Source organism: Variovorax sp. P5_A3, from assembly GCF_056400665.1.
The window spans coordinates 60,517-72,930 of record NZ_JBFUKW010000001.1 but is presented as its reverse complement, the minus strand read 5'-3'; the positions used below and the strand labels follow the sequence as shown (position 1 = coordinate 72,930).

The 12,414-nt window shown below is 60.7% G+C and carries 10 protein-coding genes; 4 read left to right on the top strand and 6 right to left on the bottom strand.

What is annotated here, in order from left to right; all coding sequences use genetic code 11:
* Positions 1–94 precede the first annotated feature (94 nt).
* Entirely contained in the window at positions 95–403 is a 309-nt protein-coding gene (locus tag AC1D3B_RS00270) for a DUF2160 domain-containing protein (protein ID WP_478188987.1), read from the top strand.
* A 96-nt stretch (positions 404–499) separates the two neighbouring features.
* Positions 500–2,230 carry an ABC transporter substrate-binding protein gene (locus AC1D3B_RS00265; protein WP_478188666.1) on the top strand — a complete coding sequence of 577 codons (1,731 nt, stop codon included), beginning with the start codon at positions 500–502 and terminating at the stop codon, positions 2,228–2,230.
* Between the two features lie 53 nt (positions 2,231–2,283).
* On the opposite strand, the gene AC1D3B_RS00260 is transcribed toward AC1D3B_RS00265, so the two are convergent.
* The 6 genes from AC1D3B_RS00260 to AC1D3B_RS00235 form a co-directional block, all read right to left on the bottom strand.
* Positions 2,284–2,472 (bottom strand): hypothetical protein, encoded by a 189-nt coding sequence (locus AC1D3B_RS00260; protein ID WP_478188665.1) that lies wholly within the window; start codon positions 2,470–2,472, stop codon positions 2,284–2,286.
* A 729-nt stretch (positions 2,473–3,201) separates the two neighbouring features.
* The gene (locus tag AC1D3B_RS00255; protein WP_478188664.1) at positions 3,202–4,923 is read right to left on the bottom strand and encodes a UvrD-helicase domain-containing protein; all 1,722 of its coding nucleotides are present in this window, start codon (positions 4,921–4,923) and stop codon (positions 3,202–3,204) included.
* Complete coding sequence (locus tag AC1D3B_RS00250; RefSeq protein WP_478188663.1) at positions 4,920–6,641, bottom strand: ATP-dependent nuclease; 1,722 nt, start codon at positions 6,639–6,641, stop codon at positions 4,920–4,922. The genes AC1D3B_RS00255 and AC1D3B_RS00250 overlap by 4 nt, the downstream gene beginning before the upstream one ends.
* Positions 6,642–7,010: 369 nt before the next feature.
* On the bottom strand, positions 7,011–8,261 hold the full coding sequence (locus AC1D3B_RS00245; RefSeq protein ID WP_478188662.1) for an RES family NAD+ phosphorylase: 1,251 nt from the start codon (positions 8,259–8,261) through the stop codon (positions 7,011–7,013).
* A 322-nt stretch (positions 8,262–8,583) separates the two neighbouring features.
* The gene (locus tag AC1D3B_RS00240) at positions 8,584–9,234 is read right to left on the bottom strand and encodes a hypothetical protein (protein ID WP_478188661.1); all 651 of its coding nucleotides are present in this window, start codon (positions 9,232–9,234) and stop codon (positions 8,584–8,586) included.
* A 257-nt stretch (positions 9,235–9,491) separates the two neighbouring features.
* The gene (locus AC1D3B_RS00235; RefSeq protein ID WP_478188660.1) at positions 9,492–10,628 is read right to left on the bottom strand and encodes a UvrD-helicase domain-containing protein; all 1,137 of its coding nucleotides are present in this window, start codon (positions 10,626–10,628) and stop codon (positions 9,492–9,494) included.
* Between the two features lie 108 nt (positions 10,629–10,736).
* On the opposite strand from AC1D3B_RS00235, the gene AC1D3B_RS00230 reads away from it, so the two are divergent.
* Both AC1D3B_RS00230 and AC1D3B_RS00225 read left to right on the top strand, forming a co-directional pair.
* Positions 10,737–11,603: a restriction endonuclease gene (locus tag AC1D3B_RS00230; protein ID WP_478188659.1), complete on the top strand. Its 867-nt coding sequence runs from the start codon at positions 10,737–10,739 to the stop codon at positions 11,601–11,603.
* Positions 11,600–12,382, top strand: a complete 783-nt coding sequence (locus AC1D3B_RS00225) for a PIN domain-containing protein (RefSeq protein WP_478188658.1) — start codon at positions 11,600–11,602, stop codon at positions 12,380–12,382. Before AC1D3B_RS00230 ends, AC1D3B_RS00225 begins: the two co-directional genes overlap by 4 nt.
* Positions 12,383–12,414 lie beyond the last annotated feature (32 nt).

Here is a 12,414-nt window from a genome sequence, read left to right as displayed (position 1 = left end):
CACCGCGGAGCCGGCTTGGCCGGGCCGCTGGTGTTGCCCCCTGCAAGGGGGTTGGCGAAGCGACACGAAGTGCGCGAAGACTGGGGGTGTGCTTATGTTTGACTGGATGGTTTGGACCACACCTGTAGCAGTGTTCTTCACCTGCATCGGCCTGATGCTCGTGGGCATGACCGTGTGGGAACTGAAGTCGCCCACCACCTTGCGCCGCGGCTGGCTGCCAATGGACACCACACGCGGCGACCGGCTCTTCATCGGGCTGCTCATCGCCGCCTACATCAACCTGATCTTCATCGGCATCGCGGGCAAGCTGCAGGAGTGGATGAGCCTGGAGGCCGAGCCGTCGATCTGGATCAGCTTCGTCATCTCGATGCTCGTGCTCGCGCTGATCATGAAGAAGGGCTGAGCTTCGGGATTCGAGTTTTTGTTTACCAACGGACCGGCTCTCCGCTTTCCCGGAGCCGCCTCCGCAAGAACCGGGAAGCGCCATCGAGGAGACATCATGAAGATTCGCTACACAGCATTGGCACTGGCCGCGGCGACTTTCGCCTTGCAGAGCGCATGGGCCGGGGAGGCAGAAGCCAAGAAATGGATCGACAGCGAATTCCAGCCGTCGAGCCTGAACAAGGAGCAGCAGGCCGCAGAGATGAAATGGTTCATCGATACCGCCAAGAAGCTGCAGGACAAGGGCGTGAAGGAGATATCCGTGGTGTCGGAGACCATCACCACGCACGAGTACGAATCGAAGACACTGGCCAAGGCCTTCGAGGAAATCACCGGCATCAAGGTGAAGCACGACATCATCCAGGAAGGCGACGTCGTCGAGAAACTGCAGACCTCCATGCAGTCGGGCAAGTCGATCTATGACGGCTGGATCTCCGACTCCGACCTCATCGGCACCCACTACCGCTACGGCAAGATCATGTCGCTCACCGAGTACATGGCCGGCTCCGGCAAGGAGTGGACCAACCCCGGCCTCGACGTGAAGGACTTCATCGGCACCAGCTTCACGACGGCACCCGACGGCCAGCTCTACCAGTTGCCCGACCAGCAGTTTGCCAACCTCTACTGGTTCCGGGCCGACCTGTTCGCGAAGCAGGATCTCAAGGACAAGTTCAAGGCCAAGTACGGCTATGACCTCGGCGTGCCGCTCAACTGGAGCGCGTATGAAGACATCGCCGAGTTCTTCACCAACGACGTGAAGACCATCGACGGCAAGCCCATCTACGGCCACATGGACTACGGCAAGAAAGACCCGTCGCTCGGCTGGCGCTTTACCGATGCATGGCTCTCCATGGCCGGCACTGCGGACAAGGGCATCCCCAACGGCATGCCGGTGGACGAATGGGGCATCAAGGTCGCGGCCGACAAGTGCACGCCCGTCGGCGCCAGTGTGTCACGCGGCGGTGCGACCAACTCGCCGGCAGCCGTTTATGCGCTCACCAAGTACATCGACTGGATGAAGAAGTACGCGCCCAAGGAAGCCACGGGCATGACCTTCGGCGAAGCCGGCCCCGTGCCCGCGCAAGGGCAGATCGCGCAACAGATCTTCTGGTACACCGCCTTCACTGCCGACATGACCAAGGCCGGCCTGCCGGTGGTCAACGCCGACGGATCACCCAAGTGGCGCATGGCCCCTGGCCCCAACGGTCCGTACTGGAAGCAGGGCATGCAGAACGGTTACCAGGACGTCGGCTCGTGGACCTTCTTCAAGGCGCATGACCCGAACAAGACCGCTGCTGCCTGGCTCTACGCGCAATTCGTGACGTCGAAGACTGTGTCGGCCAAGAAGAGCGTCGTCGGTTTGACCTTCATCCGCGAGAGCGATATCCAACACGAGTACTTCACGCAGAACGCCAACAAGTACGGTGGGCTGATCGAGTTCTATCGCAGCCCGGCGCGTGTGGCGTGGACGCCGACCGGGACGAACGTGCCGGACTATCCGAAGCTCGCGCAACTCTGGTGGAAGAACGTTGCTGAAGCCGTTACTGGTGAGAAGACGCCGCAGAAGGCGATGGACAACCTGGCTGAGGAGATGGACAACGTGATGGGTCGGCTGGAGCGCGCTGGTATGGCGAAGTGCGCGCCCAAGCTGGCGCCGAAGGGGGACCCCGCCAAGATGCTGAGCGATGAGCATGCGCCTTGGAAGAAGCTGGCGAATGAGAAGCCGAAGGGGGAGACGATCGACTATTCGAAGCTGCTGGCGGCTTGGAAAGACGGGAAGGTGCGGTAACTGGGGAGTGGGGCACGCGCGAGAACGGGTGTCTCGCGCGTGTGCCGGCTTCCTTATGGCGATTGCATCAGCGAAGTGATGGTCGCCTTCGCGAGTTGGATGCGACGCTCGATCTCGCCTTCGAGGAATGCGAGCAGGGAGCGGGATTCGGTTGCGTTGGGGCGGGCGTCTTCGCCGTGCGTGGACAGGGCCCAGACGACGAGGCGGCGGACGTAGACGGCGGCTTGATGCGCCTCTCTCACTGCGTTGATTTCGCGGATGGCTTGCGCCTTGAGCGCAGCGGGATCGGTTTGATCTGAATCGGACGATTTGTCTTTAACAGGGAGAGCGTCTGGGGGGCGCGCGTGCGCGCAAGTAGGGTGGACCATCAATGGCCTCCAAGAGGTGCGGTTTGCGAACAATCGCCGCACCCGCTTCCAAACGGTGGCGGCGACTCGAACAGGTTGGAAGACCGGGCACCTCTTGCAAGAACCGGCAGGGCGTGAGCCCTCCCGTCCGAGCCGCCAAAAATGGAGCGCGAACGAAAAGGCCGCAGATCATGCGGAGGGTCACTGCGGCTTTCGTCGCAGAGGTGCGTCAGGGCTTCCAAACCCGATCACGCCTTTTGCGTGACGGAGGGAGTATATCCAGCGGACGTCGACACGTCGCACTCGGAGTGCTGCGGGCATTCAGTCGCGGAAGCTGTCTTTCGACCCCCGATCGGCCATGAGCTGTTTGGGCCGCCGCGAAGTGGTGCTTTAGACTGGTTGCGGTCCTTAGGTCCGCCGCAGACTTAGGACCGCTTCACGCCGCATTGCGGGTGAAGTCCTGCCGGGTCGGCTGCGAAGTCTGTTGAAGACTGGTTGCAGTCACCCAGACCCGCACGGTCGATTGACTCCATGGAGCCATATCAGTCTTTAACCAAGCGAGTTCGTACTAAAGTCGCTACGCTGCGACAAGGCAACGGGTCAAAGCTAGGTCGGCGCGGAAAGCTAGGACCAGTCACTGAAGCCGGCGTCCTTGAAGCGCCTTATTAGCCCTGCCTTTGTTGTATGCGGCAGCGCTACCACCAAGAGATCTCTCGCTCTCGTCAGGCCAACGTAGCCTATCCGCCCGTCTTCGTGGACTGGGCCAGCGAGAAGCTTGGATACGTCCGTTGACCGCAGCAAATACAAGACGGCATCGATACTCTGTCCTTTCGCCTGGTGCACAGTCCTGACGGTTGGAAGGGGCACGGTCGACGTTGCGAGGTCCTGGGACCAAAGCGGTTCTTCGGTCAGCTCCTTTGACGTGACCCCGTACCCCCACTTTGCGATGCTAGGCAAGCCGCATTTCGCTTCAAGCATCGTCAGCAGCGGCGTTAGATTTGCCTTCAACTTCGGAAGCCAGTCACCCTTGGCATTCAGTGAGGCTGGCGGAACTCCCGTAGCAGGTGTTCTGAGGAAGGCCCAGATGATGCGCCGCGCGGCTCTTGCCAGAGCGTCGTCGGTGCATCTTAGCACCGCAGCCCTTAGGGTCGACGGGGGGCTGTCTAGCAGACGAAACGTCCCGTCGACTGCGTGGGTGAAGGCGTCCGCGATGTCTCCGTTCCGATCCCGGTTGAAGGCCGCTCGCGCGAAGTGTTCCGTGGCTCCCTGACCCCAACTGTCCCTCGATCCCGCGATGAGCGACACGGTGTCTCGGGCTCTGCAGAGCACTGCCGCCGAGTCGTGCTTATATCCGTGATTGGCAAGCATTTCAGCGAATGTCAATCGGACCTTGAAGAGTTCGTCGTCCCTGTAGGTCATTAGGTATGCCCCGCTTTTGCGACTCGGGACCGATCTGGCAGAAAAGTATGTGGTACCACTCAATTGGTTGGTCACGTCTACCAGCGGTTGGATCGAGCGACGGTTCTCCGATAGCGTTTCCTTCTGACCCGTGACCCCAGGATCAAAGTTGCGCAGGAAGCGGCCATCGGCGTGCGCGAACTCGTAGATTGCCTGGTTGGGATCGCCCACAAGCGATACGGTCGCCCCTTCGGCGATCAATAGTTCCAGCAAGCAACCGTGGACGCTTCCGATGTCCTGTGCTTCGTCGACAAGGATGTAGGGGTAGCGCTGCGCAAGAATTCCGAGCAATCGCGGCCGATCCACCAACGTGTTTATCGCCCAGTAACGTCCAAGGTCGTGCGTATATGCGCCTGCCTTGCCCAACTTCCCAATCGCAGCGAGCGCAGTGGAATCGTTGACCAGGACAGCGTTGCCGCGCATGGCGGTGTTGAAGAAGTTCCAACTGGTACCGTTCAATACGGCAGAGAGGTGCCGGATCTCCTCGTTGAATTTCCCGTTGAAGAAGGTGAAACCCTTCAAGAAGGGCTCATGCCCATTTACCAGATACGGTCTTCGAGCGCACTGCATCGTTGACGCTGCATGCGGTGACAGGATGTGCGACGTCACGAAGGCGTCGACCGTGCATATCAGTACTCGGCTCGACAATCCCTGCTGCCCTGCGGTCAGCTTCGCAAATTCAGCTCGGAAGGTTTCAACCGCGACATTCGAATACGAGAGCAGCGCCACGTACTGCCGAGATGCGCCGAGCTGCCGGCGGATCTCCGCAAGCCTTCGTACAGCCGTTGCCGTCTTGCCGCTGCCGGCGCAGGCGATGACGCGCTGGCTGACGAGGCCTGCGTCAATGATCAGTTTCTGCTGCGGGGACGGGACAAATGGCCCCGTCATGGCGCGGTCACGTACGCCAGTGCCTCGGCAATGTACGCCGGCGTTGTGAATGAGACCGTCGCATCGGCGATGACCGCCGCAAGAGCCTGTGCGAACTCGCCCTTCTTGACGTTGCCGACAGTCGGACCGCGATCAAACATACCGCGAAATAACTCACGCGGCTTGTCTGCGGCCGCCGCTGCATCGACTTTGAGTTTTAGATCTGCAGCAATGCCCGGATGTATATCCACCAAGGCATTCAGCATGTGCGCTTGGTTCGCAGGAAGAAGCGCCAGGTCGTATTCCAGCGTGCGCGCTGCGAAGTACGCCTTGATATGGGTGTTGGCGAGCTTGGCAATCGCCGTTGCTGCCGCCGACATTGTCGGTGTGGCTCCTAGGGCAGGATAGCCCGGTGCATCAGCGTCGGTCAGGATCGCAACCCGGATAGGGATCGCAGTGCTTCCGAAGAGCGGCGCGAAGCAATCGAAGTTGAGCCCCTCAGTGCTCAGGATCGTCACTGAGTGCTCACGCAGCTTGATGCCCATCTTGGCTGCCATAGCGTCGACCAGAAAGCGCTCGGCCGCTCCTTCGACGAGGATGAGCCGGCGCGCAAAGAATAAGTCCGCACGTGTCACGTCGAGGTAGCGCTGGAGCTTCTCCTTCTTCTTCGGAGGGAAAGTGGCTTCCCTCGGGAAGAACGCGCCAATCTTTCCTTCACCTTGATGCAGGCAGGCCAGCGAATCGAGTTTTGCCGCGCTCGCGAAATGTGGCGAATGGCTGGTGACGAAGACCTGAACTGGCTTTTGTCCCGTTACGGGTTTCTCGACGGCTTGGAGATGCTCCAGTAGCACGACTTGCAACTGCGGATGCAGGTGGGCTTCAGGCTCTTCGACGATCAACGCCTTATAGGCAGCATCTGGATTCAAGGCCAGCTCGCTCAGGACAACGGCCATGTAGATAAGGTTGTTGTACCCCAGCCCGTTCTGCTCGATGTCGAGGCCTTCGACGGCAAGCGCCAGGCGCGCGGCCAGCCGCTGGAACTCGGGTGGCGTCAGGCCGACCTTCAGTGCCTGCTTGAGTTTCGAACCAAGCATCGAGACATGGCGAGCCTCAATCGCAGACTGGGTCGTAGCGACGGGTTTTTCGACCTCAAGCTTCTCTTCGAATTCCTTCAGCAGCTTGACGAGTTCTTCCTTCTCGCTTTCGCTGGCGAGCCGATCAATAAGGCGTGCCAGCTGGCTGCTGCGGCTGGGCTTGAGCCCGGACGCCGGATCGCGCAACGGCGGCAGATACACCGCCCGGAGATCTTCGAGCATCTCTGCCGTGATGCTGTTCTCTTCATGATCGCCGCACCAACGTTTGGGACGCATGCGGCCGGTCGTTCCGTTGGCACTGTACCGCACCCACAGATGTGCTTCGTACTGGTCGGATGCGCCCGGCGCGGCTGGCATTGGCTTCAAGGCCTGGAGAAAGTCTGCCTCTTCATCGAGCGTGAGATCTCTGAATACATAGTGAAAGGTGATCTCGGTGGCGGCGTTTCCGCCCGATGCGTGGAGGTCGTAGGCATCGACTCGGAGGGCGCCTTCTTCTGCAGTTGTCAGTAGGGCACGTAACCCATCGACCACTGCAGTCTTGCCAACGTTGTTGGGTCCCACAAGGACGTTGAGGCCTTGCCTGAAGCGAAGGTTGAGATCCTCAACCCGCCGAAATCCCTTGACATCCAAAGCCGCCAAATACATTCATCCTCCCTATGCAGACGTCGTGCGGGCCGCTGTTCTTCGTTCAAATGTATGCTACTGCACGTGGAGAACCAGGCTGCGGTCCCTCGCCGTCGAACGCGTGGTTCAGGGCGCGCGATTCGTTCCCAGCGGCCGATCAGGCCGTACCAATGTGCCTGCCGGCGGCATCCCAACTGACGCTGGCTGGGGCCTATCAACAGATGTGAGAGTGGTGGCGGCCAAAAACTTCTAGTCGGGCCTGTCATCCTGCGCCAGATTGAAGCGCGCCTGTTCGAAATGCATCTACACATCGAGAAGGACCGCCGAGGCAGCGTGCAGTCGGGTATGGACGGGCTCGGTGCCGAGGTCGCCGTGGCGTAGCGGGCGGCGTCACTCATCTTCGAAGAGCAAGTTCTGCTGCCTGTCTGGGTTCTCAGTCTCGTAGTCCACGCCCTTCACTGCATGGAGGTGCACTGTGCCTGGCAAGAATTTGATGCGCGACTTGGCGTATGCCTTCTGCTTATCGCTGAAGGCGCCGAGGAGGCTCGAGAGCAGCACGACATTCTTTCCGCCCTTGTGCTGGACCGAGTCGAACACGACGGCCTCGATCTTCTTGTGGACTGACAGGTACTCGGCGAGAAACTGAGTTGCCAGGTACTCGTACTCGGCCCCGGGAACCACGGGGCGCGCCACACGCTCATGAAGGCGATGCAACAGCGCTCGCATCAGACGCCGGTGCTGAAACTTCGGATCCCAGATGCTGATGGTGGCCCAGCTCTTGAAGACGAGCGCCGACATGTTCAGACACCTAACCGGGCGGTCGACCTTGAATACCCCAGTGACGACAGTGGTGCCAATGCTCGGCCTGATCTCAGCGATGGCTGTCTTCACATGGAAGGCCCCGTAGAACACGGCGATCCGTTCGGCATTCATCCGCCCTGTCTTGGCCAGAGCAGGTGGTGGAGGCCCAAGCTGCTGCGCAGGCTTCTTCCGAATCACTTCGACCTCGGGCGGCGTGTTCGCAAGGCGCGCCCTGTAGATCTCGCCCATGACGAGCGCCGGCTGCAGAACGGAGGAATTCACGTCCCGACGATCCAGAGGAGCGAACAGGTCGTCCAGGAAGGACTTGGCATCCTGATTGAAGAAGCGACCACCCCTCTCAACGGCAGAGCGGTATCGCTGCCACTGTTCTTCCACTGTCTTGAGCGGAAGAGCGAGGGTATTCACCGCGTACTTGTGGCGACCAGACCAAGCATGCGCCGCGCCCTTCGCCCTTCTTGCCTTGCCGATCTCAACCAGTTGATCGCTGATGCCGCGAGCAACGCCAGGCGCTGCCTTGCGGAGATTGACCTTGATCAGTTCAGCAAACGGGTGCGCCGTATTGAACGAGCTGGTTCTCGCCTCGCGACGCTCGCCGGTGCGGCGGGCGACGCGATGTACCGTCTGGGATAGCGCCTTGTCCGCCAACTTGCAGACCGCCGAAAGGTCAGCGACAGCGCGAACGTTCTTGCAGAAGCTGCAGACGCGGTCACCGGCATCGTGGTCGATTGCCGCGCCGAGATAGGTGTCGCCGACGCAATCTGCGCAGACAAGCCTTCCCAGGTCACGTTGCGGGCGTGCTCCATTCTTGGGTTCGGCCATTGGGTTCCTCTCAGCGCCAGGCAGGCGCCTCACATCACTATTCTGATCGAGCGAGGCCAGCGCCCGCGCCGCTCACCAGGTTTGCGCAGATCGCGCCTTTGGCATTCCGCATGCTTTGGGCAAGCAGCCAGTGCGCAGGAGATGACGGGGATTTTCCAGACAGTTGGCCAATCCGATTCTCATCAAGCTTGGGGAGGTCGCCAGAGCGGCCGCGGAAGTACGTCACGGACGGCGCGGGTTTCGATGGGAGGCCCCAGAGTTGTCGCTGCAGCGGGCGACGCGGCTTGGTCCAACGTTCTCTACGACGCATCCCTCACACCATTCAGTCCAGAGCGCTTTCAAGTTTCCATGAGACGCCCGGTCCGCCGACGTCTCGTTGCTGTTGCACCTTCTCCACCATGGCTTTCCTGTGTCCAGCACCAATGAGAAGCACTCCATGAGAGAGTGCGCCGCGTATGCAATAGCCATCAATGTTCTCTAGCATTCCTGTCTCGCGACGGTCATTTGTCTTGGTCCATAGAGCGTAGATCTGTCGCAACCTGGCGTCGCCGATCCATTCGAGGGTTGCACGCACCTCGTGGTATATGGCTGCCCATGCTTGGGCGCAGCGATTGCTGTTGAGGTATGGAAAACCGTGATCTCGCGTGTCGAAGCTGTTCTGGTCCATCAGACGGCGATATTCAGGGCTCGTACTTTCGACCTTTTTGAACATCTCCTCAGATTCTCTGAAGAACTTGTCGCTTGGTTTGTTCAAGTCCACAGGCACAACGCTGACTGGACGGCGCTCGCGGTAGAGGGCAACTGCAGCAGACTCGAGATTGCCGTGAGAGCCGTCGAGATAGTCAGCAAGATTGGCAATGGGGATTTCAGCAAAGATGACGTCCGGCTGAAGGCGTTCAAGGATCGTCCGCAATTCCGCCAAGTTGGCGCGTCCACTTTCGGCGTGGACAGTTCCGATCAGCGATATACGCATCAGATTTACCCTCGAGGCAGACCTAGTAGTGCTTGAAAGCGTTAAAGCCGGCTTAGGCCCACGTGTGACGTTTGACACCGGCAAACCGGCAACGACTTCCCCATTGAGGGTCCAGAAGCCTTCGCGCCGCGACTCGCTGCTCCAAGCGTTGGGATTTTCTCCTTCCTTGCCAAACTGTGGGAGGTCCTGCCAAAGCACGATGCTATATAGATCCCACTAAACTCGGAACTCTGGATCGCGGTCTTTTAGGGCGTCAATCAGACCGACCAGCGTCTCCAGGTCCTGGCCGCTCTCCAGCCAGGGGGCGAGTGCTGGCTTTCTGCCGGTTGCTCTGCCGATGACATCCAGGCCGAAGGCGTGGAAGGTCTTCGCGACAACTTGATCCGCAGGTAGGCCCAAAGGTCCAGCCTGGCACGGATGCGCTCGCGCAGTTCCGATGCCGCGTCGGTGTTGAAGGCGAGAAGCAGCATGCGCTCGGGAGAAAAGTACCCGTGTCGAAGCGCGTAGCCAGCTTTGGCGACCATGGTGGAAGTCTTTCCCGAGCCGGCGGAGGCCACGAGGAGCACGCGGTTGTCGAAGCACACCACCGCTTTGCGTTGCTCCTCGGTCAGTGGCGATTTCTCCACCTGATCAAAGAAATTTCGATCCTTCACTGCGGCCAGGTTCGCATGCCGCTCGTTCGCTTCCTTGACAAATTCCTCGAAGGGGCGTTCCCACGTTCGCACCGCGTCCTGGACAGACGGTGGCTGGCGGGCGAGGTGGTGCCGGCCTGCCACGGAATCGATTATCGAAGATGCGAACCAGGGCTTTGAACTCTCAATGCGCTGCGCAAACTCGCGGCCGAGCCACCCGCGGCGAGCGATCTGTCGCTGACAGGCCTCCGTGGTGGCGTGCACCCGGTCCACGATCTGGTCGCAGTGGCGCTTCGCCGCAATGGCTGCGGCGACGGCCTGTCCACATTGGTTTGCGTTGCTGTTGGAGATTCCACCCAGTTCCAATGCATTGGCACCGCACAAGGGGATGATGAGCCTCGCCCAGAACACGCCGGCCTTGATCGGCAGGCCCTCCAACTGGTCGACGTCAAATTGGGTCGTCTCACCGTTCATTGTGAGGCGGACGCGCCCGCCGTCCAACTCGAGCGCCCAGTCGGGTGCACGGGTGAGCAACTTGCCCAACGTGGACGGTTTCCAGGTAGTCGTCGTCACCTGTGAACGCTCGCACACAGCGCGACGGGCTGCGTTCCTCAGTGTAGACGCCGATCTCAGTAGCTGCGACAGCCCCCCGGAAGCTCTTAGATGGCAGGCGCCTGTCCTGAGACTCAAGAAGCGCGCATTGAAAGCCGGCCCCGCCTGCCAGCGTGGAGTCGCCAGTTTAGACAAGCCCTGGGCTTCCACGTCGCATGCGACCCACAGTCGAGTGTGAATTAGTTCCCACTTGACCTCCAGCAGGGCGCTCTCGCGCACCGCCCACTAGCAAAATGGACCCAAACAACGGAATTGCCGATGGCCCGCCGCAAGAAGTCCAGTCCTGCAGAAGACCTCATCGATCTGGTTGCACTGCTCCCTTGGTATGTGGGTGTCGTCTTGGCGGTTGTCGCCTACGTCGTGCTTCATCACATTGCAATGGCACCGCTGGTGGCGTTCAAGCCAGGTGACGTCAGCGGCGCCATGGTCGGCGGCGTCGGGCGAGGCCTCGCCTCGGTCGGTCAGTACATCCTGCCGCTCCTGTGCCTCGCCGGCGCTGCAATCTCGGCCTGGCGACGCCGCACGCGAAGCTCCTTGGCAGACAGCGCGACGCGCTCGGATGCCCCCAGCGTGCTGGACGGCATGAGTTGGCGCGAATTCGAGATGCTTGTGGGCGAAAGTTTCCGGCTCCAGGGCTATGCCGTTGAGGAGAACCACACACCGGGCTCAGACGATGGTGTCGATCTGGTGCTTAGAAAGAGCGGAGAGCGCTACCTTGTGCAGTGCAAGCAATGGCGGGCCTTAAAGGTTGGCGTGCCCGTGGTGCGGGAACTGTACGGCGCAATGGCGGCCATCGGAGCCGCGGGCGGGTTCGTTGTCACCTCGGGGCAGTTCACCTCCGAGGCGCAGGAGTTCGCGAACGGACGCAACCTCCGTTTGATTGATGGGGCCAAGCTGCACCAACTGCTCAAGCAAGCAAACGCGGCCAAGAGCACGGGACAACCGAAACCCGAGCGAAGTGCAGAGCGCGCCCCAGGCTCGAACACCGGATCGGCGAATGCATCTGCGCCATGCTGCCCGAGGTGTGCTCAGACGATGCTGCGTCGCACCGCGAAGAAGGGTGCCAACGCTGGCCAGCAATTCTGGGGCTGCTCGGACTACCCGCGCTGCCGCGGCACCGCGTGACCACGTCGGCCAAGGTCCACTTGCTGGTGGATCTAGAAAATGTTCAGCCGTCCCCCGACGATGTGGAGGCGTGGCTCGGAGGTGCAGGCCAGGCATGGGTCTTCTATGGTCCGCATCAACTCAAGCGCAAAGCCGATTTCGAGCTCAAGAGCCCAAGCTCGACGCTCATCCCCATCTCGCGATCGGGATCGAACTCTCTGGACTTTCACCTGGTGTTCTATCTTGGCTATCTCGCCGCCAAGCACCCCAAGGGCCGCTTTGTGGTGCTGGCCAAGGACACTGGCTACGACCCGCCGATCGCACACGCCCGAACGCTGGCGTTTTATATCCAGCGCATGAAGGCACTGCCAGCCACAGTGACCAAGCAGGCGACGACAAGTGGGGTGGCCACGACCACTGTGCCTTCCAAGCCTCCCACACCCGCACCGATCAAGCGGGGCAAGCCAGTGGCAGTTCCCAAAAAGAAGGTGGCAAGTGGCGCAAAGCCGGCAAGGCAGCAGGCGCCGGCTACAAGCGGCCAAGCGTCTCCGCCACAGGTACCGGCTGTCAGGAAGAGGTCCAGCGAAAAGCCGCCGATCGCGATGTACCGGGACCTGCTGAAGGATCTGGGTGCGGCCAATCGCCCCAAGAGCCTGTCGGCGCTCAAGCACCACATCCAGACGAAATTCGGCCCCGCTCCGGCCCCGCAGAAGGTGCAAGGGATGATCGACCGTTTGCTCACCAGCGATGTAATTCACTTGGCCAACAACAAGTTGGGATACGGTCCGCCAAAAGCCTAAGACCGACCGGGCACGGGGGATTCTGGCAATGA